Here is a 20,655-nt window from a genome sequence, read left to right as displayed (position 1 = left end):
TCGACGCGCCCGACTTCGTCGGGTTGTACTCGACCACCGGTGCCGCTCGACGCGCCGGAGACGGTGTCCCGTTCGCTCGTGTGAGCCGCGCCTCACATGAGGCGACGCGCACACGACGCATCGGGAGGAACTTCGCGGTCGGGTCGGGGGGCTCGATACGCGCCCGACTGCGTCGGGTGCTACTCGACCAACGCGGCGCGGCGTAGCGTGAGGACGTGGACTGGCTCGACTGGTTCGACGCGCACGACTACGAGATCGCCCGCCAGGTGCTGCAGCGCGGGGTGGGCGTGCTCGCGTTCGTCGCCTTCCTGTCGACGCTGAACCAGTTCCGGCCGCTCCTCGGCGAGCACGGGATGCTCCCGGTGCCCGAGCTGCTGCGGCGCTCGTCTCGACTGCGCGGACCGACCCTGTTCCGCTGGGGCTACACCGATCGGCGGCTGGTGGCGCTCGCGATCGCGGGGCTCGTGCTCGCGGCATCCGTCGTCGTGGGTCTTCCGCAGCTCGGCCCGCCGTGGGTGCCGATGCTCGTGTTCGGAGCGCTCTGGATCGGCTACCTCTCGATCGTGAACGTGGGACAGACGTTCTACGGGTTCGGCTGGGAGATGCTGCTCTGCGAGGCGCTGTTCACGGTGGCCTTCCTCGGCTCGAACGGCCAGCCGCCGCCCATCACGATCATCGTCGCCGTGTGGTGGCTCGTATTCCGGCTCGAGTTCGGCGCGGGCATGATCAAGATCCGCGGCGGCCGCGAATGGCGCGACCTCACGGCGCTCATGTACCACCACGAGACGCAGCCCATGCCGAACCCGATGAGCCGGCAGGCGCACCTGCTGCCGAAGTGGTTCCACCGTGGCGAGGTGCTCGGCAACCACTTCGCGCAACTCGTCGTGCCGTTCCTCCTGTTCGTGCCGGGGCCCGTCGGGTCGACGGCCGCCGTGGTGGTGATCCTCACCCAGCTCTGGCTCATCGTCACCGGCAACTTCGCGTGGCTCAACTGGATCACCGTCGTGCTCGCGGCATCCGCCATCACCGATTCGGCCTGGCACTGGCTGATCCCGGCGATTCCGGCGGACCTGGGCACGGATGCCGCCACGACGCCCATCTGGTGGGCGATCGTGGTGCTCGCGGCATCCGCTCTGCTCGTCCTGCTGAGCTTCTGGCCGATCCGCAACCTGCTCTCGCGGCGGCAACTCATGAACGCGAGCTTCAACCGGTGGATGCTCGTGAACGCCTACGGCGCGTTCGGCACCGTGACGAAGCGGCGCATCGAGATCGTGGTCGAGGGCACCCTCGACGAGACGCCCGGCGATGAAGCCGAGTGGCGCGAGTACGGCTTCAAGGGCAAGCCGGGCGACGTGCGGGCGATTCCCCGGCAGTGGGCGCCCTACCACCTGCGGCTCGACTGGCTGATGTGGTTCCTGCCGCTCGGGCGCATGTGGGAGCCGTGGTTCGAGGTGTTCCTGCTGCGGCTGCTCGAAGCGGATGCCGCGACGCTCCGCCTGCTCGCCATCGACCCGTTCGACGGCTCGCCGCCGCGGTGGGTGCGAGCGCGCGCCTACCGCTATCGGTTCACGACGCACGCGGAGTTCCGGGCGATGCGGCAGCGATGGGTGCGCACGCTCGAGGGTGAGGTCATCCGGCCCGCCGGCCTTGGGTGACGGTGACGCTCGGCGGTCGAGTAGCGAGCGCAGCGAGCGCGTACCGAGACCGGGGGTCGGACGCGCCGTCGACAGTCACGACGCAAAGAGGTCGAACGCAGGGGCGAGGAGACGTGCACAAGCGAGGAGATCTGCACAAGCGAGGAGACCTGCGCAAGGGAGGGCAACACGGGAGTCGACGATTCATTCCCGGAAGCGTCTCGGGCGCCGACGGTCGAGAGCGTGCACCACGGCGCGGCGCACCGTTCGTCGGCGACGAAGGCGTAGCGTCACTCGCATGTGGACACGGAGACGCCGCCCCCGCGCACTGGAGGAGACGCCGGCGGCCGAGGTCACCGGGAACGCCGGGTCGGGCGGTCCCGAGGTCAGGATCCGGGCATTCCGCATCGGATTCGTCGGCGCGCTGGGCGTGCTGCTCGCGCTGCTGCTCGGTGCCATCGTCGGCCAGCTCGGCACGGTGATCCTCTACGTGGCGCTGGCGCTCTTCCTCGCGCTCGGGCTCGACCCCGTCGTCAGCTGGCTGCAGCGCCACGACGTGCCGCGCTGGCTCGCGATCCTCCTCGTGTTCGTGGTCGTGATCGGGGTGTTCGTCGGGCTCATCGCGACGATCGTGCCGATCGTCGTCGAGCAGACGACGATCATCGTGCAGGACTGGGACACGATCGTCGAGAACGTGCGCAACAGCGATCTCGTCGCCTGGCTCAACTCCCTCACCGGGAGCGGGCACGCCATCCAGGAGGGCATCGATGCTGCGGGCGCGTGGCTCGCCGATCCCGCGAACCTCGGCATCCTGGGCGGCGGCATCCTCGCCGTCGGCGCGGGAATCGCGGGAGGGTTCACCGGCGCGACGATCGTGCTCATCCTCACGCTCTACTTCCTGGCCTCGCTCGACTCGATGAAGCGCTACGCGGCGAGGTTCGTGCCGGCCAGCTCGCGCGGCGGGTATCGCGCGGTCTCCGAGGAGATCACCGGCTCGGTCGGCCGATACGTGATCGGCCAGGTGAGCCTCGGCGCGATCAACGGCGTGCTGAGCCTCATCTACCTCTCGATCATCGGCGCGCCGGCCCCGATCCTGCTCGCGTTCATCGCGTTCCTGTTCTCGCTCGTGCCGCTCGTCGGCACGATCACGGGCGCGATCGTCATCTCACTCGTGTGCCTCGCCGCCTCGCCGGCGACGGCCCTCGCCGCGGCGATCTACTACCTGATCTACATGCAGCTCGAGGCGTACGTGCTGAGCCCGCGCATCATGACCCGGGCCGTCGCGGTGCCGGGCGCACTCGTGGTCATCGCGGCCGTCGCCGGCGGCACCCTCGGCGGCGTGCTGGGAGCGCTCGTCGCGATCCCGGTCGCGGCGTCGCTCATCATCATCATCGAGAAGGTGGTGTTCCCGCGCCAGGACGCGGTCTAGCCCCTTGAGTGCCCTGAGCCCGTCGAAGGGGCACCGCCCGGGCACGCTCGCTTCGACCGGCTCGCTTCGACGGGCTCGCTTCGACGGGCTCGCTTCGACGGGCTCGCTTCGACGGGCTCGCTTCGACGGGCTCAGCGAGCGAGCTCAGAACCAGATGCTGAGGTGCGGAGTGCGTTCGGCCGCGAACATGCGGTCGGCGAGAGCGAGCGACCGCGGCGAGAGCTCGGTGATGCGCGCGGCCCTGCCCAGCACCGACGGGCGCACCCCGCCGAGGTAGATCGCGCCGAGTTCCTGCACCCCGAGGCGCAGAGCGGGGGCGGATGCCGCGACATCGCCCTCCTCGACCCGCTCCACCTCGGCGCGCCCGCGGTCGTCGACGGCCAGCCGGAACCGCCCCGCCGCGAATCCGAGCGCGTCGCGGACCTCGAGCGCGAGAGTGCCGGCGGCCCCGTAGCGTCGAGCACCGAGCGCCTCGACGGGGTCGAGGACGCGCACCCACAGGTGATCGACGACGTCGCTGATCGTGACCGCGCGAGGATCCTCGAGCAGCCACGGCAACGGCTCATCGACCGAGCGGAGCCTGCCGCGCACGCCGTCCACGAAATCCTGCTCGACGAGGAACCGCCAGAGGGCCCGCTCGGCGTCGTCGGTTGCCGCGACGAGGAACTCGAACTCGGCGAAGCCGGGTGCATTGGGCTCGCGCGAGATGCGGTAGGCGACGAACCCCTGCGGCTGACCGCGCTCATCGTCGTAACGGACCGTGCGCAGGCTGCGGGCTGCCTCGCTCTCGGGATCGACCAGGCCGAGCGCACGGTCGAGGATGCCCGGCCACCGGTCGATCTCGCCCGGGGTGCGGGCGACGGCGCGACGCGCGATCGCGGGTGCGGCCTTGCGGAGGTCGCCGGGCTCGACGAAGTGCACGCGGCCCGGGACATCCGGACCGATCCAGTGGGCGCGGCGGCGGTCGACGGTGACCGTCGCGGCCTTCGCGGCGGGCGCGTACCCGTAGCGCCCGTAGATCGTCGCCTCGGTGACGGTGAGCATCGCGACGGCCGCGCCGGCACTGCGTGCGTTGGCGAGTTCGCCCTCCATGAGCGCACGCGCGATGCCGCGGCGCCGATGCGTGGGTGCGACGGTCACGGCGCTCACGGCCCAGGCGTCGACGCTGCTGCGGCTGCCGGGAACGCTGAGTCCCGTCGGCCAGCCGTCGACGGTCGCGACCGGCACGCCGGGGTCGGCGGCGGCAGGGTCGTACACCCCGTGCACCCGCCGCTCCGAGGCGACCGCGAGGTCGTACGCACGGTCGACCTCGCGCGGCCGGGGGTGGTGGAAGCCGCGATTCTCAGCCTCCACCCACGCGCGCATCGCGTCGTCGTCGTCGGGGTCGAGGAGTCGATACTCGAGGCCGTGGCGGGCGAGGGCGGCGGATGCGGCGGGGTCGACCGGGATGCTTCGAGGATCGAACGACATCCAGCCAGCGTACGTCGTCGCCCGCCCGACTCGATCAGCGGTGAGGTTCGTCCACGCGCTCCGTGCCGTCGCCGTCGAGCCTGCGGCCGACCCGGCGCCGGGGATGCTGTCCCGATTCGTCGTGTGAGGACTGCCTCATATGAGGCAGTCCTCACACGAGCGTGGGGCGAACGATGGCGGGGAACCGAGTGAGCGGGGCGAACCGGAGTGAGGGCGGGGCGAACCGAGTGAGGGCGGGGCGAACGATGGCGGGGAACCGAGTGAGCGGGGCGAACCGAGTGAAGGCGGGGCGAACCGAGTGAAGGCGGGGCGAACGATGGCGGGGAACCGAGCGAGCGGGGGAAATGAACGGCAGCCGATTCCGGGCGACGCGTCACCCGCCCGCGTGCGCCCCGAGGTGCGCGTGCACCGAGGAGACCACGACCGACCCCTCGCCGACGGCGGACGCGACGCGCTTCACCGAGCCCCGCCGCACGTCGCCGACCGCGAAGAAGCCCGGCACCGACGACTCGAGCAGGCCCGGTTCGGTGCCGGCGTGGCCGAGCCACGCCCGGCGCCCGCCCTCGGCGAGCACGTCCGTTCCCGTGATGACCGAGCCCCAGCGGTCCCGCAGCACCTCCGGCGCGAGCCACTCGGTGTGGGGGCGGGCTCCGATGGTGATGAAGACGGCGTGCGCGGGCACCTCCACGCGCTCGTCCGACTCGGCGCGCTCGAGCACCACGTGATCGAGCCGGTCGGCGTCGGCGGCGCCGGCGTCGACGACGCGCGAGCCCGTGATGAGACCGACGCCCGCGGCATCCAACTGGTCGATGAGGTACCGCGACATGCTCGCGGCCAGCGACTCGCCGCGCACCACGAGCGACACCGACCGTGCGTAGCGGGCGAGGTGCAGCGCCGCCTGTCCCGCCGAGTTGCCGCCGCCGACGACGAGCACGTCGCGGCCCGACTGCGCCCGCGCCTCGACCGATGAGGCGCCGTAGAAGACGGATGCCCCGACGAACGGCACGAGGCCCGGCGCGCTGAGGCGTCGATAGCTCACGCCCGTGGCGAGCACGACCGACCGTGCGCGCACGACGTCACCCGGCGCGCCGTCCGGTGCGCCCCGCGCGCCGCCCCGCGCGCCCCCTGTCGCAACGTCGAGCTCGAAGCCGCCGTCGACGACCCGCATGCCCACCACACGGCGGGTGTGCGCGAAGCGCGCCCCGAACACCCACGCCTGCTGGTACGCGCGCTGCGCGAGCTCGGCGCCCGACACGCCGCGCGAGAAGCCCAGGTAGTTGCGGATGAGCGAGCTCGACCCCGCCTGACCGCCGATCGACTCGCCCTCGAGCACGAGCGTGTCGAGCCCCTCGGATGCCGCGTACACCGCCGCGGCGAGGCCGCCCGGTCCGGCTCCCACCACGGCGAGGTCGACGGTGCCTTCCGGCAGTGACGTGTCGAGGCCGTAGGCGTGGGCGAGCTCCGCGTCGTCGGGATCGACGAGCACCCGTCCGTCGGCCGTGCGCACGAGCGGCGCGCCGCCGTAGTCGACACCGGCCCCTGCGAGGAGCGCCGACGCGTCGGGCGAGCCGGGGTCGAGGTGGTCGGTCGGCACGCCGCCCCGGGCGAGGAGGCTCCGCAGCACGTGCGTGCGCGGCTGGGCGTCATCGCCGATGACGGTGAAGCCCCGGTGCCGCTTGCCCGCCGCGGCCTCCCATTCGCGCAGGAAGTCGGTCACCGCGCGGTGGAACGATTCGTCGGGGGAGTGCACCGGGCGCACGACGTAGTAGTCGATCTGCACGTGCGTCATGAGCTCGAGCACCGCGTCGGCGGTGGCGCGATCGGCCCACGAGCCCCATTCGATGACGAGCCCGCGGCGCACGTCGGGGAAGCTGCGCCTGGCCGCCGCGAACACGCTCTCGTGCCCCGCGACGGGCGATGCGTCATCCGCCAACAGCAGCGCGATATCGCCGCCCGACGCGTGCAGGCCGTCGATCGCGGCGACCGCGGCATCCGGCCCATCGGCGTCGACGATGCGGTAGTCGGCGGCGTACCTGCGATTCAGCGGCTCCAGGAGCGCGGCGCGGACCGACGGATCGGCGGAGGCGACGAGGATCGCGGGCGGCCGACGCGCCGAATCTCGGGCATCCATGCGTTCGTCCCCTCGGAGCGCGGTGCGGCGGCCGGGGCCGTCACGCGGCGAGTGTACCGCCGGCGCATCACCGCCGGCCAGTCCCCGGCCGGCGCCCGACCTCGGGCCGGGGTATTTACACACGGATGCCGCGAGGAACAGACTGCAGATATGGGTCCGGTCAACCGGGCGATCCGCACACCCGACCAGCGTCTGCGCGTCTTCGTGAGCTCGACGCTTCGAGAGCTCGCGCCGGAACGCCGGGCCGTGCGTGCCGCGATCGAGCAGTTGAACCTCGCACCCGTCCTGTTCGAGCTCGGCGCCCGGCCGCATCCGCCGCGTGAGCTGTACCGCGCCTACCTCGACCAGAGCGACATCTTCGTCGGCCTGTACGGCGAGAGCTACGGGTGGGTCGCGCCGGGCGATGAGGTCTCGGGGCTCGAGGACGAGTACCTGCTCGCGCCGCACGAGATGCCGAAGCTCGTCTACGTGAAGGAGGGCGGCGAGCGCGAGGCCAGGCTGCAGGAGCTGCTCGGCCGCATCAAGGACGACGACCGCGTCTCATATGCATACTTCACCGACGCCGAGCAACTCGCCGAGCTCGCGCGCGGTGACCTCGCGACACTGCTGGCCGAGCGCTTCACGCTGGCGGCCGACACGTCGAGCGAGTCCGGCGAGCCCGGCGCCTGGACCGGCGGCGTCGTTGGACTGCCGGCGGCCCTCACCGCGCTCGTCGGGCGGCAGCGCGAGCTCGAGACGGTCGTGAGCCTCCTCGCCGACGAGGACGTGCGGCTCGTGACGCTGACCGGCCCCGGAGGAATCGGCAAGAGCCGGCTGTCGATCGAGGCGGCGAACCGGGTGCGCGACGGGTTTCCGGGCGGCATCGCCTTCGTCGACCTCGGGTCCGTCACCGACCCCGGTCTCGTGCCCGCAGCGATCGCCGCGGCGCTCGGCATCCGCGACGTGGGCGACGGGACGCTCCACGAGAAGCTCCGCATGGCGGTGCGCGACCGGCACATGCTGCTCCTGCTCGACAACGTCGAACAGGTGGTGGAGGCGGCCCCGGGCATCCGGTCGCTGCTGACGGATGCCCCGCACCTCACGGTGCTCGCGACGAGCCGGATCCTCCTCCGGATCACCGGTGAACACGGGGTCGAGCTCGGACCGCTCGCCCTGCCCGACATGCGGCATGGGGCGAACATCGCGCGCGCGCTCGCCGCACCGTCGGTCGACCTGTTCGTCGCGCGTGTGCGCGCCGCGAAGCCCGACTTCGAGCTCACCGAGGACAACGTGGAAGATGTCGAACGCATCTGCATCGCCCTCGACGGCGTGCCGCTCGCGATCGAGCTCGCCGCCGCCCGCGCGCGGGTGCTCACCCCGGCCGAACTCCTCGAACGGCTCGACCGACGACTCCTCGTGCTGAGCGGCGGTTCGCGCGACCTGCCCGAGCGCCAGCGCACCATCCGGTCCACGATCGAGTGGAGCACGCAGCTGCTGGAGCCCTCCCAGCGCGAGCTGCTCACGAGGCTCGGCCTCTTCGCGGGCGGATTCAGCCTGGACGCCGCCGAGTGGATCGCCGACGGCATCCCCGACGCGAACACGCTCGACGATCTCGGGGCGCTCGTCGACGGCAGCCTCGTGCACCAGGAGGACCGCGGCGACCGCGCGGTGTTCTCGATGCTCTCCACCGTACGGGAGTACGCACTCGACCAGCTCGCGAACCGGGCGGATGCCGCGGCGCTGCGCGACCGACAGGTGGCGTTCTTCGTGCGGCTCGGCGAGCAGGCGGAGTTCGAGCTCGAGGGCGCCGACCAACTCGAGTGGTTCGCCCTGCTCGCCGAGGAGAGCGACAACCTCCGTGCGGCGATGCGGCACCTCCTCGACACGAGGCAGTGGGCGGCCGCCGCGCACTTCGCGTGGACGCTCTACGTCTACTGGTGGATCGACGGCCACCTCGGCGAGGTGCACGGATGGATGGGCGAGGTGCTCGACTCGGGCGACGAACTCGACGACCTCACCCGCGCCACCGCGCTCTACTTCACCCGGGCGATCGCGTTCTGGCAGGACCCCGACGAGTGGCTCGTGCCCGGCCTCGACGAGAGCGCGGCGCTGTTCCGACGGGAGGGCGAGCGCTCCGGCGAGGCCCTCGCACTCATCTCCCTCGCCCTCGCCCTCCTGGGCGCCCGCGAGCCCGACACCGACCGCGCCGACGAAGCGCTCGACGCGAGCCTCGCCCTGTTCCGCGAGTCGGACGACCGGTGGGGCGAGGCGATGGCACTCGTCACGCTCGGGCGAGTGGCGCTGCTGAAGCAGGACGTGCGTGCCGCGCTCGCCCGCTTCGACGAGAGCCTCGCCGTCGCGAAGCGTCAGCACGACGACCTCGGCGAGACGATCGCGCTGCATCACCGCGGCTGGGCGCAGGTCCTCCTCGGCGAGTTCGGCGTCGCTCGCGCCTGCTTCGAGCAGAGCCTCTCGCTCTCGGCCCGACTCGGCCACGACGAGGGGGTCGCGTACGCGCTCGAGGGGCTCACCGCCGTCGCCGCAGGGTCGGGCGACGGCGAGCGGGCCGGCACCCTGTTCGGTGCGGCCCAGGTCGTGCGCGAGCGTACCGGCCTCTACGACGCGCCGTCGTTCTCGTTCCACCAGCAGTTCGTCGATGGCATCCTCGCCGGCCCGGGGGCAGGTGTGTTCGAGGCGGCTCGCACGCGCGGGCGGCACCTGCACGTCGACGATGCGGTGGCGTACGCCCTGGAGGCCGCGTGAGCGACATAGAACCCGATCTCGTTCGCGGTCCCGAGCGCCACCGCGCCGGACGGCTCGACCGTGTGCTGCCGTACACCCGCGTGGTCGCCTACGTGGTCCTCCCGTTCCTCGTCGCCGCCACGTTCCTGCTCGTCGTGCTTCCCGGCGGCACCGCGGCGCACTTCGCGTGGACGATCGACCCGCCGATCACGTCGATGCTGCTCGGCGCGGCGTACGCCGGCGGGATCTGGTTCTTCGTGCAGGTCGCCGTGCAGCGGCAGTGGCACCGGGTCCGGCACGGGTTCCCGGCGGTGCTGGTGTTCGCGAGCCTCGCCTCGGCGGCGACCTTCCTGCACTGGGACCGCTTCCACTTCGGTCACCTCTCCTTCATCACGTGGGTCGCGCTCTACATCACGACTCCCGTGCTCGTCCTGATCGCGATCGTCGTGAACCTCCGTGAGGACGACGGCGCACCCGAGGTGGACGACGTGGAGATCCCGGCGCCGTGGCGCTATTCGCTCGCGATCGTGGGCGCCGCGGCATCCGTCACCGGGCTCGTGCTCTTCGTCGTGCCGTCGCTCCTCGTCGATGTCTGGGCCTGGGACGTGACGCCGCTCACCGCGCGCATCGTCGGCACGGTGCTCACGCTGCCCGGCATGGTGAACGTCTGGATGCTGTGGGATGCGCGGTGGTCGGCGTTCCGCCGCGTGTTCCAGGCGCAGCTCGTGAGCCTCGCCGTCATCGTGCTCGCGCTCGTCGTGCGCGTCGGCGACCTCGTCTGGGCGCGGCCGAGCGCGTGGCTGTTCACGATCGGCATCATCGCCTCGGTGGGCGCCTACGTGGTGTTCACCGTCTCGCTCGAACGGCGGCGCACCTCGCTCGAACGGGGCCGCACGGCGTAGCCTGACAGGGATGCCGGCGCTGAGCCGCGCCGAGGTCGGGGGTGTCGATGCATTCGAGGGAACGTCAGCTGGTCGAGGCCTATGTCTTCGGCTACCCGCTCGTGTACGGCGTCTCATCGGTCCGTGCGATCGCGGCCAGGGGGATGGGATCGCTGCCGGCGGCGCCGTTCAACACCTTCGCGCACGCCGCGAGACTCGCGACCCCCGACGATCCGTTCGTGAGCGTCAACAACGACACGCTGTACTCCATCGCGCAACTCGACCTCTCGGGCGGCCCGCTGCTGCTGCACGTGCCCGACACCGAGGGCGCCTACTACGTGCTGCAGTTCGTCGACGCGTGGACCAACAACTTCGCGTACGTCGGGCGCCGGGCGACGGGCACGTCGGAGGGCACGTTCCTCATCGCGCCGCCTGGCTGGCCGGGCGACGCGCCCGAGGGTGCCCGGATCATCGAGTCGCCCACCGACATCGCCACGATCGTCGGGCGGCTCGCGGTCGACGGCGACGACGACCTTCCGCGGGTCCGCGCCCTGCAGTCGCAGTTCACGCTCACTCCGCTCGAGGGGAACGGACCGCTCCGCGGCATCCCGCAGCCGTCGTCCGAGATCCCCGAGCACCTGCAGTTCTGGGAGATGCTCCGGCTCTGGAGCCAGAGGTTCCCGCCGTCGGCCGCGGATGTCGCCTACCTCCGCCGGTTCTCCGACACCGGGCTCACCGACCACGGCAACCCCTTCGGGCTCGTCTCGCGCGAACTCGAGGAGCACCTCGCGCACGCCTCCACCGAGGGGCGTGCGCACGTCGAGGAGATCTCGAGGGGCGGCGCTTCAGGCGTGGTGAACGGCTGGCGGGGCTTCCCGCACGGCTTCGACTACAACGTCGACCACCTCGGCCTCGGAACCATCGACGCGCCCGAGTGGAAGATCGCCGACCGCACCGAGTCGTACGTGACGCGGGCGCGGTCGGCCCGAAACGGGCTGTGGGGCAACCACGGCTACGAGGCGTACTACGCCGAGGTCTTCGTCGACGCCGACGGCACGCAGCTGAACGGCGCGAACGCTTACGAGCTGCACGTGGCCGAACTGCCGCCGGCCGACGCGTTCTGGTCGATCACGATGTACTCGATGCCCGACTACCTCCTCATGCCGAACGTGATCGACCGCTACTCGATCGGCGACCGCACGCCCGGCATCGTGACCGGGGAGGACGGCTCGCTCGTGATTCGCATGCAGCACGAACGCCCCGACGACGAGACCGCCGCGGCGAACTGGCTGCCGACGCCCGCGGGCGACTTCCGACCGCTGTTGCGCATCTACCAGCCGCGCATCGAGGTACTCGACGGCACCTACGTGATGCCGGCGATCACGAAGCTCGGCTGACGCGGCGGGCTCAGCCGTCCCACACCACGGCGCCGTCGGCTCGCACCCGCGCGCCCTCGGCCGGGACGTGCGCCACGAGTCGGCCGTCGTGCATGAGGTGCTCGACGGTGCCCCGGGACTGCAGCACGGCCACGTCGGCCACGAGCCTCCGGTGGCACCGCCACCAGACGCTCTCGCTGCACATCATGGCGGTACGCGCGCGCGCCGACTGCCCGAGCAGGTCTGCGAGCGCCGCCTGGAACTCGGCCGTGCGCGTATGGGCGGCGTAGGCGGCGAACTGCTCCACCCGCCACCACGGGTCCTCTCGTGGCGCGTCGGCGGGCAGACGTCGTCGCCCGCCGAGGCGCTCGTCGGTGCGGTAGGCGATGCCGGCGGCCGGCAGCCATTCGGCCATGGCGTCGGCCGCGACATCCGGATTGCTCCGACTTCCGGGATACCGCCGGATGTCGACGAGAGCGTCGACCCCCGCCGACCTGAGCAGGTCGGTCAGCGCGACGCGATCGAGGCGGCCGTGGCCGACGGAGAGCAGCATGCCTGCGATTCTCCCGGATGTGCTCGCCGGCGCGGGAGACGTGCCGATCACGGGGCCGACGCGATCGGCGATGACGGCGACCCCCATACGGGGTTACGATGCACCCAACGGCGGAGGTGGCGACATGCGCGCGGTCATCCTCAGTGGCTCGGGCCGCTACGCCGACCCGTGGCATCCGTTCGCCGAGACGAGCGCCGCCCTCGCCGGCATTGTCGCCGGCGCCGGCTACCGCGTCGACGTGAGCGACGACCTGCTCGGCGGGCTGGCAGCGCTCGGCGATGCCGACCTGCTCGTCGTGAACGCCGGCGATCGCACGGGGTCGCCGCCCGATGCCACGGCCGAGGCCGGCCGCGACCCGGGCGCGTCCGACGAGGCCCGGCTCGCCGCCGCTGCAACGGGGTTCGACGCGGCCCTCGAGCGCGGCATCGGCATCCTCACGATGCACTCGGCCGCCTCGACGCTTCGCGAGCTGCCCGCCTTCGGCCGGGCGCTCGGCGCACGGTGGATCGACGGGGTGTCGTGGCATCCGCCCATCGGGGACGCCCGTGTGCACGTGGTCGGCACGCACGCCATCGCCGAGGGACTGCGCGACTTCACCGTGGCCGACGAACGGTACTCGGGCCTGCACCTCGAGGGCGTGATCGAGCCGATCGCCGAGCACGAGGAGGAGGGCCGGCGGCATCCGCTCGTCTGGGCCCGAGAGCTGGGACGCTCGCGGCTCGTGTACGACGCGCTCGGCCACGACGTGCGCTCCTACGAGTCGCCCGAGCACCGCGACCTGCTCACCCGGGCGCTCGACTGGCTCTCGCGCGTGCCCGCCCCCGTCTACGCCGCGCCGTGACGCGCGTCGCCATCGCCCCGACTCGTTCAAGGGCGGCCCCGGCCGCCGCTCTGGGTGGATGGCGTAGTGGACAGACCCACGCACTCGGCAGGAAACTGTGCACATGAGCCGGGTCGCCGGTGTCATCAGGACTCCGGACCAACATCTGCGGGTGTTCGTCAGCTCCACGCTGAAGGAGCTGGCGCCGGAGCGGCGCGTGGTGCGGTCCGCGATCGAGCGGTTGGCGCTCGCACCCGTGATGTTCGAGCTCGGCGCCAGGCCGCATCCGCCGCGTGAGCTGTATCGCGCCTACCTGGAGCAGAGCGACATCTTCGTCGGCATCTACTGGAAGGAGTACGGCTGGATCGCGCCGGGAGAGGACGTGTCGGGGCTCGAGGACGAGTGGAACCTCGCCCCCGACATCCCGAAGCTCATCTACCTCAAGCGCGGCGAACACCGACAGGAGCGGCTCGATGGCCTGCTCGGGCGCATCCGCGACGATGACAACGCCTCGTATGTCGCGTTCACGGATGCCGCGGAGCTCGGCGATCTCGTGACCGCCGACCTGGCGACGCTGCTCGCCGAGCGGTTCGACGCGGCCGGCATGCGGCGGCCCGGGCCGCTGGTGGAGGCACCTTCCGAGGTCGGTGGTGACAAGCTCGTCGGACTGCCATCACCGCTCACTCGAATGCTCGGCCGTGACGAGGAGTTGGAAACCGCGGTGCGGATGCTCGGAGTGGACGGTGCCCGGCTGGTGACGATCACCGGTCCGGGAGGCATCGGTAAGAGCCGCCTCGCGATCGCCGCCGCCCGCGCGGTCGAGGAGTTCTTCCCCGACGGCACGGCGTTCGTCGACCTCGCACCCGTGAAGGATGCCGACTTGGTGATCGCGGCCATCGCGCACGCGCTCGGCGTTCGCGACACGGGAGACGTCCCCATTGCCGAGAAGGTCGACCGCGCGCTTGCGGGCCGGCGTGTGCTCCTCGTGCTCGACAACGTCGAGCAGGTCGTCGATGCGGCGCCCCGGATCAGCGCTCTTCTGGCGCGGACAGCGGTGTCCGTGCTTGCCACGAGCCGGAAGCTGCTTCGGGTCAATGGGGAGCAGATCATCGATCTCGGTCCGCTGCCGGATTCTGCCGCGACCGCACTCTTCGTGGAGCGCGCACGCGCCGTGCAGCCGGGTTTCGACGGCACGGCGGCGAACGCAGCGGCGATCACCGGGATCGCATCGGCCCTCGACGGAACCCCGCTGGCCCTCGAACTCGCAGCGGCCCGCGTGCGCGTCTTCACGCCCGCCGAGATCCTCGCCCGACTCGACCACGCACTGCCGCTTCTCGTCGGGGGTCCTCGCGATCTTCCCGACCGGCAGCGAACACTGCGAGCGGCGATCGAGTGGAGCACCGAACTTCTGCGGGATGACGAGCGTGAGCTGCTGCTCCGGCTCGGCGTCTTCCCTGCCGGATTCGGCTTCGATGCGGTCGAGTGGATGGCGGATGGCATCGACGGCTCGGATGCCCTGGAGATGCTCGGCGCTCTCGTCGACGGCAGTCTCGTGCGTGAACGGGATCGCGGGAACCGGAGGTCGTTCACCCTGCTCGCCACCGTGCGCGAGTACACCCGAGAGCAGCTCGAAGCGCGTGGCGAGATGAGCGGGTGCGTGGAGCGACACGCGCGTTTCTATCTCTGGCTCGCCGGGGAGGCGGCCGGCCCGCTCACCCACGCGGGCCAGAGCGAGTGGACGTCGCGGCTCGCCGATGAACTCGACGGGCTTCGCGCCGCCATCACCCACTTCATCGCAACCCGGCAGTGGAACGAGGTCGTCGAGCTCGTGTGGCCGCTCACCCCGTTCTGGTGGATCTCGGGGCCGTTCGGCGAGGTCCGGACGTGGATGGACCGAATGCTCGAACCCGATGTCGACCTCACCGAGCGGAGCGAAACGATCGCGGTGTTCCTGAGCACGGCGATTGCGGCACAGCACGCGCCCGAGCCGAGGTTCATTCCAGTCCTGGCGGACTGCGTCGCGCGTTTCGGGCGTGATGGCGACGAACTCGGCGAGGGAGCGGCACTCGCGTCCCTTGCCATGGCGCACCTCATGCAATCGCCGCCCGACATCGACGTGGCCGAGGAGACGCTCACACGCGCTCTCCTTCTGGCGGAGCGGGCCGACAGCCCGTTCATGCATGGCACCATCGGACTGCTCCTCGGTCAGACCGAGCTCATGCGCGGTCGAATCCCCACAGCCCTCCGGCACTTCGAAACGAACCTGGCTCTGGCGCGAAGAAGCGGTGACAAGATGAGCGAGTCGGGAGCGCTCAACTATCTGGGCTGGACCAGGATCCTGATGGGTGATCTCGCCACCGCGCGCGAGTGTTTCGCGGAAACCCTGCTCCTCACGTCGTCGACCGGGAGCGAGTGGGGCACCGCGTACGCCCTCGAGGGCATGTCCGCCGTCGCGGCGAGCTCGAGCGACCTGTCGTTCGCCGGTCGGATGCTCGGTGCGGCCGAGACCATCCGGGAACGCAAGGCGATGTCCGGGGCAACGACCTTCTCGTTCCAGCAGCCGATTCTGGCGCGCATCCTCGAGGGGCCGGGTGCGGAGCGGTTCGAGTCGGCTCGGGCAGAGGGTCGCGAGGCCGAACTCGCCGACACCGTCGAGGCCGCACTCGCGTGGACGGTGCCGCCCGTCGACCCGGGTCAGCCCGGGACCGAGGCGCGTTCCTTCAGCAGCACCGGCTGACGGCCGCTCGGTCGACGGCCGTTCGCCCGTGCCCGGTCAGACCTTGTGCGGACCCGGGTGCGGCTTCGGGGGCTCGGTTCGCACGAACTTGCCATGCCGCTCGGACGGGTCGTGCGTGTGCGGATGCTCCTCCGTCGAGGTGTAGTCGCCGACGGCCGACTCGTCGTCGGCCACCCCGTCTTGCCGGACGTACGCCCCCGCGACGGTACGCTCGTGCGGCGCCTCGCCGTCGACCTCCGTGTAGCTGCCCTCGAGGCGATCGGTGGGATCGACCTGCTCGGCGGACTCATCCGGTTCGCGCGGTTCGATGGGCTCGCTCATCTTCGCTCCCTCACGTCGGCGTTGCGGGGCGTCGTCGGAGGCGACGTCTCACCTTCATGCTACGCGCCGGGCGGAAAGAGGGTCGAGAAGCGCTAGGCTGTACTGCAGTCGAATCGATTCGAGGCGCTTCCGCGCCGAGATCGCCTCACGACGGCGCCCCGCGGGACGCCGTCGTCTCTGTTTCCCGGCGTCCGAGGGCGTGCGCCGCCGCACTCGAGCCCGCCCAGGATCCCGCTTGTCCTCCACTTCCTCAATCCCCATCATCCGTCCCGACGACACCCGGTCGACCGCGGTCGTCGGCATGCACCCCGGCGACCTCCTCACCCGTCGCCAGCGCCTGGTCTACGTGCTCGTGCTGGGCGCGCTCACCGCGCTCGGCCCGTTCACCGTCGATCTCTACCTGCCCGCCTTCCCGGTGCTGCAGAGCGAGCTCGGCGTCTCGGCCGCCGCGGTGCAGCTCACCCTCACGGGCACCATGGTCGGCTTCGGCTTCGGCCAGCTGATCGTCGGCCCGTGGAGCGACAAGGTCGGTCGGCGCCTCCCGCTCATCCTCGCCACGGCGCTGCACATCGCGGCATCCGTCGCCGCAGCGCTCGCGCCCGACATCGCATGGCTGATCGTCTTCCGCCTGCTGCAGGGCTTCGGCGCGGCCGCGGGCGGCGTCGTCGCGATGGCGATGGTGCGCGACCTGTTCGGCGGCAAGCCGCTCGTGCGCATGCTGTCGCGGCTCGCACTGGTGAACGGCCTCGCGCCGGTGCTGGCCCCCGTCATCGGCTCGCAACTGCTCGCCGTCATGGACTGGCGCGGCGTGTTCTGGGTGCTCGGGGTCTACGGCGCGGCGGTCGTCGTGGCCGTCGCCTTCTTCATCGTCGAGACCCTCCCCGAGTCGCGTCGCCACGTCGCCGGGCACTCCACGCTGCGCGATCGTTACGCCGCGCTCTTCCGCGATCGCGTGTACCTCGGTGCGGCGATCATCGGAGGCATGACGTTCACGGGGCTGTTCGGCTACCTGTCGACGTCGTCGTTCCTCTTCCAGGAGGTCTACGCGTTCAGCGCCCAGGACTACGGCCTGCTGTTCGCGGTGAACTCGGTCGGCGTCATCATCGGCGTGCAGACGAGCTCCCGCCTGATGCGCGGGCCCGTGCAGCCGCAGTGGATCCTCGCCGCAACGACGATCGTGCACCTCGTCATGGCGATCGCGATCATGGTGCTCGACGGGGCGGGCGCGGGGTTCTGGGGCACGGCGATCCCGCTGTGGATCTACATCCTCGCGTGCGGCTTCTCGTTCCCCGCCGTGCAGGTGCTCGCTCTCGCGCACCACGGCGCCGAGGCCGGCACCGCCGCATCGCTCCTCGGTGCGCTGAACTTCGGGCTCGCGGGGGTCATCTCGCCGCTCATCGGCCTGATGGGCGTCGGCAGCGCCGTTCCGATGGCATTCGTCATGCTGCTGGCGGCCGTCGTCGCGATCGTCGCGCTGTGGTCGCTCGTGCGGCCGAATTCGGTGCCGCCGCTCAGCGATTGAGGGCGAGCGGATGCCGCGAGCGCGAGCCGCGGCATCCGCTCGCGTCGTTTCGCGGTTAGCGTGGTGGGATGACGGACCGCGACGACGACCTGCGGCCCGCGCAGCGCGAGGCGCGTACCCAGCTGATCGGCCGGCGCGCGCCCTTCGTCGGCGGCGTGGCGGCGGTCGTCGCCGCCGCCCTGCTCGGCGTGGTGGTCATGGCCCGCTCGGGCGGCCTCCCGTTCGAGTTCGACGAGGAGTGGGCCGAGGACCTGCTCGAACTTCGCGGTCCGTTCGGCGACGTGTTCGCCTACCTCATGAACGGACTCGGCGGCGGCGTCGTGGGGGTGCTCGTCGTCCCCATCGTGACGGCCGCCGTGCTGCTCATTCTCCGGCGGCCGTGGGCCGCGCTCTACTTCGTGGTGGCGTCGGCCGCGAGCGCCGGCGTCGTGCAGGTGCTGAAGGGCGTCTTCGGCAGGGCACGGCCCGAGAACATCGTCGTGCTCTCCGACTTCGGTTCGTTCCCATCCGGACATGTGGCGAACGCCGCCACCATCGCGGTTGCGCTGGGCGTGATCATCGTGCGCACCTGGGTGTGGGTGCTCGGCGTGGCGTACGCGCTGCTGATGGCGGTGAGCCGCACGTACCTGGGCGCGCACTGGCTCTCGGACACGATCGGGGGCGTGCTCGTCGGCGCTGGCGTGGCGTTCGTCGTATGGGCGGTGTTCGCCGTGCCGCTCGAGCGGGAGCGGCTGGCGCGACTGGCGCACATCTCCGCTCGCAACGCCGAACGCGCGCAGGCGCACATCACGCCGCCGACGGGCCGCAGGTGAGCTCCAGGGTGTCTCATTCGACGGACATCGGCAGTCGCACAGCGAACACGGCGCCGCCGCGGCCCAGCGCGCCGGCGCGGCCCAGCGCGCCGCCGCGGCCCAGCGCGCCGGCGCGCGCCTCGATCGTCCCTCCCAGGCGGGCGACCAGCCGAGCGGCGATCGACAGGCCGAGTCCCGTGCCCACCGGGCGCGAATCGCGGTAGCGCGCGTGCAGCGCGCCACGATCGAACGCGACCCCGAGATCGGCCGCGGCCAGCCCCGGGCCGGTGTCGGCGACCTCGATCAGCGCCGCGCCCGAGGCATCCGTCGTCACCAGAATGCTCACCGAGCCGCCCTCGGGGGTGGCGCGCAGCGCGTTCTCCACGAGCCCGTCGAGCACCTGCCGCACCCGATGCGCGTCGGTGCGCACCACCACGGGCGACTCGGTCCCGCTTGCTTCCAGCCGCACCCCGAGCGTGGCCGCGCGCCCCTCCCACGCCGAGGACGTCTCGCGCACGACCGCCCCGACGTCCACGGCGCTCAGGTGCAGCACGAAGTCGTCGGCTTCCAGCCGCGCGAGGGCGAGAAGGTCGGCGACGAACAGATCGAGGCGCTCGGTCTCCGCCACGAGGGTGCGTCCGACGTCCGCAGTGTCGCCCGGGGTCACCAGCCCGTCGGCCAGCGCCTCGCCGTATCCGCGGATCGCGGTCAGCGGTGTGCGCAGTTCGTGCGACACCGACAGCAGGAACTCGCGCTGACGGCCCTCGGATGCCGCGAGCGCGGCATCCAGTGCGGCGAGCGCTCCGGCCACCTCCCGGACCTCGGCGGGGCCATCCGGAGGCACGGGCACGGCCCGCTCGCCCGCGGCCATCCGCCGTGCGGAATCCGCGGTGATGCGCAGCGGGCGGGCCAGCCACCGGGCGAGCAGCCACCCGGCGAGCACCGCGACCGCGACGCCGAGCGCGAGCGCGAGCAGCACGCGCCCGGTCGCCCGGCCCTGGGTGCGCTCGACCTCCCGCAGCGGAAGCGCTCCGAGCACGCCGGCGCCGGCACCGGCCGCGCGGGCCTCCACGAGCGCGACCCCGTTGCCGCCCCGCACCGTGCCCGAGAACGTGCCGGCGCCGGCGAGCGCCGAGCGCACGGCACCCGTGGCGTACGAGGCGGCCGGGCCCTGCACCGCATCGCCGCGCACCAGCGCGAAGGTCGTGCCGTCTGCGGCGACCATTCCGACGGATGCCGCGGGCGCATCGATCGCGGCGAGCAGATCGACCTGGGCGCCGACGCGATCACGCGCCTCGGCGACGGCGGCGCCGCGGGCGAGCGGAATCGTGACGGCTCCGGTGATCAGCGCCGCCACGGCCGCCACGGCCGCCACGACGAGCGTGATCCGCGTGCGCAGCGTCGCCGGGCGGGTCATGTGACGACCTCGCCGGAACGGCCCGATTCGCTCGTGCCGTAGCCGACGCCGCGCACCGTCACGATCGGACTCGCGTCGCCGAGCTTCGCCCGCAGTTGGGCGACGTGCACGTCGACCGTGCGGCCGCCGCCGTAGTCCGCCTGCCCCCACACGCTCGAGAGCAGCTGCTCGCGAGTGAAGACGCGTCCCGGCGCGGAGACGAGCCGAGCGAGCAGGTCGAACTCCGTCGCGGTGAGCGCGACCACCTCGCCGTGCACCGTCACCCGACGGCGGGTCTCGTCGATCCGCAGCGCTCCCAGCTCGCGCACCGGGGCGGGCGGACCGTGCTGCCGGCGCAGGATGCCGCGCAACCGCACGACGAGCTCACGCGGCGAGAACGGCTTCGTGAGGTAATCGTCACCGCCGAGTTCGAGCCCCAGGATGCGGTCGACCTCGTCGTCGCGGGCGGTGACGAACACGATCGGGGTCCAGTCGCCCTCGGCGCGCAGCGCCCGGCACACCTCGATGCCGTCGAGCGAGGGCAGCCCGACGTCCAGTACCACCGCAACCGGGCGCAGACGGCGGATCGCCGCCAGCCCCGCGGCTCCATCGCGTTCGACGTGCACGCCGAAGCCCGCCCGGGCGAGGTAGAGCCGCTCGACATCGGCGATCGCAGGCTCGTCCTCGACCACGACGACGAGCCCGCGCGCCTGATCCATACGCATATTCAATACCCGGGCGGATGCCGCGTCCCACCGAACCGCGACGACCCGTACATTCCCCGAACACGACGCATGCGCAGCGGTGACACGGAGTTGTCACTGTGTCTTCGACGGCCCGGACTCCCGGGCCGATGGGCAACAGGAGGACGAC

The 20,655-nt window shown here is 71.8% G+C and carries 15 protein-coding genes; 9 read left to right on the top strand and 6 right to left on the bottom strand.

The features are described from left to right. Positions 1-215 precede the first annotated feature (215 nt). Both ACFWN7_RS16085 and ACFWN7_RS16080 read left to right on the top strand, forming a co-directional pair. Positions 216-1,655 carry a lipase maturation factor family protein gene (locus ACFWN7_RS16085; protein WP_376939859.1) on the top strand — a complete coding sequence of 480 codons (1,440 nt, stop codon included), beginning with the start codon at positions 216-218 and terminating at the stop codon, positions 1,653-1,655. Between the two features lie 277 nt (positions 1,656-1,932). Further along, a complete protein-coding gene (locus ACFWN7_RS16080) occupies positions 1,933-3,063 on the top strand; it encodes an AI-2E family transporter (protein WP_376939858.1) in 1,131 nt (376 codons plus the stop codon). A 144-nt stretch (positions 3,064-3,207) separates the two neighbouring features. Here ACFWN7_RS16080 and ACFWN7_RS16075 read toward each other — a convergent pair whose 3' ends face one another. Together ACFWN7_RS16075 and ACFWN7_RS16070 are read right to left on the bottom strand one after the other, a co-directional pair. Further along, on the bottom strand, positions 3,208-4,533 hold the full coding sequence (locus ACFWN7_RS16075) for a GNAT family N-acetyltransferase (protein ID WP_376939857.1): 1,326 nt from the start codon (positions 4,531-4,533) through the stop codon (positions 3,208-3,210). Between the two features lie 373 nt (positions 4,534-4,906). Continuing rightward, positions 4,907-6,664 carry an FAD-dependent oxidoreductase gene (locus ACFWN7_RS16070; RefSeq protein ID WP_376939856.1) on the bottom strand — a complete coding sequence of 586 codons (1,758 nt, stop codon included), beginning with the start codon at positions 6,662-6,664 and terminating at the stop codon, positions 4,907-4,909. A 150-nt stretch (positions 6,665-6,814) separates the two neighbouring features. Between ACFWN7_RS16070 and ACFWN7_RS16065 the strand changes: the two genes are divergently transcribed. From ACFWN7_RS16065 to ACFWN7_RS16055, 3 genes are read left to right on the top strand one after another with little or no spacing between them, the layout of a single operon-like run. Then, a complete protein-coding gene (locus tag ACFWN7_RS16065) occupies positions 6,815-9,406 on the top strand; it encodes an ATP-binding protein (RefSeq protein WP_376939855.1) in 2,592 nt (863 codons plus the stop codon). Beyond that, complete coding sequence (locus ACFWN7_RS16060; RefSeq protein WP_376939854.1) at positions 9,403-10,287, top strand: hypothetical protein; 885 nt, start codon at positions 9,403-9,405, stop codon at positions 10,285-10,287. Before ACFWN7_RS16065 ends, ACFWN7_RS16060 begins: the two co-directional genes overlap by 4 nt. 47 nt (positions 10,288-10,334) lie before the next feature. Further along, a complete protein-coding gene (locus ACFWN7_RS16055) occupies positions 10,335-11,663 on the top strand; it encodes a DUF1254 domain-containing protein (protein ID WP_376939853.1) in 1,329 nt (442 codons plus the stop codon). A gap of 10 nt (positions 11,664-11,673) precedes the next feature. Here ACFWN7_RS16055 and ACFWN7_RS16050 read toward each other — a convergent pair whose 3' ends face one another. Further along, complete coding sequence (locus tag ACFWN7_RS16050; RefSeq protein ID WP_376939852.1) at positions 11,674-12,195, bottom strand: DUF488 family protein; 522 nt, start codon at positions 12,193-12,195, stop codon at positions 11,674-11,676. On the opposite strand from ACFWN7_RS16050, the gene ACFWN7_RS16045 reads away from it, so the two are divergent. Further along, positions 12,194-13,036 (top strand): ThuA domain-containing protein, encoded by an 843-nt coding sequence (locus ACFWN7_RS16045; protein ID WP_376939851.1) that lies wholly within the window; start codon positions 12,194-12,196, stop codon positions 13,034-13,036. The genes ACFWN7_RS16050 and ACFWN7_RS16045 overlap by 2 nt on opposite strands. Before the next feature lie 151 nt (positions 13,037-13,187). Then, positions 13,188-15,752: a DUF4062 domain-containing protein gene (locus tag ACFWN7_RS16040; protein WP_376939850.1), complete on the top strand. Its 2,565-nt coding sequence runs from the start codon at positions 13,188-13,190 to the stop codon at positions 15,750-15,752. Between the two features lie 36 nt (positions 15,753-15,788). Here ACFWN7_RS16040 and ACFWN7_RS16035 read toward each other — a convergent pair whose 3' ends face one another. Then, positions 15,789-16,073 (bottom strand): hypothetical protein, encoded by a 285-nt coding sequence (locus tag ACFWN7_RS16035; RefSeq protein ID WP_376939849.1) that lies wholly within the window; start codon positions 16,071-16,073, stop codon positions 15,789-15,791. 301 nt (positions 16,074-16,374) lie between these two features. Here ACFWN7_RS16035 and ACFWN7_RS16030 point away from each other — a divergent pair, with 301 nt between their 5' ends. Together ACFWN7_RS16030 and ACFWN7_RS16025 are read left to right on the top strand one after the other, a co-directional pair. After that, positions 16,375-17,595 carry a multidrug effflux MFS transporter gene (locus ACFWN7_RS16030; RefSeq protein ID WP_376939874.1) on the top strand — a complete coding sequence of 407 codons (1,221 nt, stop codon included), beginning with the start codon at positions 16,375-16,377 and terminating at the stop codon, positions 17,593-17,595. 68 nt (positions 17,596-17,663) lie between these two features. Further along, positions 17,664-18,407 carry a phosphatase PAP2 family protein gene (locus tag ACFWN7_RS16025; protein ID WP_376939848.1) on the top strand — a complete coding sequence of 248 codons (744 nt, stop codon included), beginning with the start codon at positions 17,664-17,666 and terminating at the stop codon, positions 18,405-18,407. 13 nt (positions 18,408-18,420) lie between these two features. Here ACFWN7_RS16025 and ACFWN7_RS16020 read toward each other — a convergent pair whose 3' ends face one another. Both ACFWN7_RS16020 and ACFWN7_RS16015 read right to left on the bottom strand, forming a co-directional pair. Beyond that, a complete protein-coding gene (locus tag ACFWN7_RS16020; protein WP_376939847.1) occupies positions 18,421-19,803 on the bottom strand; it encodes a sensor histidine kinase in 1,383 nt (460 codons plus the stop codon). Beyond that, complete coding sequence (locus tag ACFWN7_RS16015; RefSeq protein ID WP_376939846.1) at positions 19,800-20,501, bottom strand: winged helix-turn-helix domain-containing protein; 702 nt, start codon at positions 20,499-20,501, stop codon at positions 19,800-19,802. Before ACFWN7_RS16015 ends, ACFWN7_RS16020 begins: the two co-directional genes overlap by 4 nt. Between the last annotated feature and the right edge of the window lie 154 nt (positions 20,502-20,655).

Source organism: Agromyces sp. NPDC058484 (genome assembly GCF_042720415.1).
In the GTDB taxonomy this organism is placed as follows: Bacteria; Actinomycetota; Actinomycetes; order Actinomycetales; family Microbacteriaceae; genus Agromyces.
Note: the sequence above shows the minus strand (reverse complement) of the source record. Positions and strands in the feature narration are given on the sequence as shown.

Bases quoted from the DNA above. Each gene is read 5' to 3' on its own strand.
- ACFWN7_RS16080 (WP_376939858.1), top strand. From the start codon at position 1,933: ATGTGGACACGGAGACGCCGCCCCCGCGCACTGGAGGAGACGCCGGCG.
- ACFWN7_RS16075 (WP_376939857.1), bottom strand. From the start codon at position 4,533: ATGTCGTTCGATCCTCGAAGCATCCCGGTCGACCCCGCCGCATCCGCC.
- ACFWN7_RS16070 (WP_376939856.1), bottom strand. From the start codon at position 6,664: ATGGATGCCCGAGATTCGGCGCGTCGGCCGCCCGCGATCCTCGTCGCC.
- ACFWN7_RS16065 (WP_376939855.1), top strand. From the start codon at position 6,815: ATGGGTCCGGTCAACCGGGCGATCCGCACACCCGACCAGCGTCTGCGC.
- ACFWN7_RS16055 (WP_376939853.1), top strand. From the start codon at position 10,335: ATGCATTCGAGGGAACGTCAGCTGGTCGAGGCCTATGTCTTCGGCTAC.
- ACFWN7_RS16045 (WP_376939851.1), top strand. From the start codon at position 12,194: ATGCCTGCGATTCTCCCGGATGTGCTCGCCGGCGCGGGAGACGTGCCG.
- ACFWN7_RS16050 (WP_376939852.1), bottom strand. From the start codon at position 12,195: ATGCTGCTCTCCGTCGGCCACGGCCGCCTCGATCGCGTCGCGCTGACC.
- ACFWN7_RS16035 (WP_376939849.1), bottom strand. From the start codon at position 16,073: ATGAGCGAGCCCATCGAACCGCGCGAACCGGATGAGTCCGCCGAGCAG.
- ACFWN7_RS16030 (WP_376939874.1), top strand. From the start codon at position 16,375: ATGCACCCCGGCGACCTCCTCACCCGTCGCCAGCGCCTGGTCTACGTG.
- ACFWN7_RS16025 (WP_376939848.1), top strand. From the start codon at position 17,664: ATGACGGACCGCGACGACGACCTGCGGCCCGCGCAGCGCGAGGCGCGT.
- ACFWN7_RS16020 (WP_376939847.1), bottom strand. From the start codon at position 19,803: ATGACCCGCCCGGCGACGCTGCGCACGCGGATCACGCTCGTCGTGGCG.
- ACFWN7_RS16015 (WP_376939846.1), bottom strand. From the start codon at position 20,501: ATGGATCAGGCGCGCGGGCTCGTCGTCGTGGTCGAGGACGAGCCTGCG.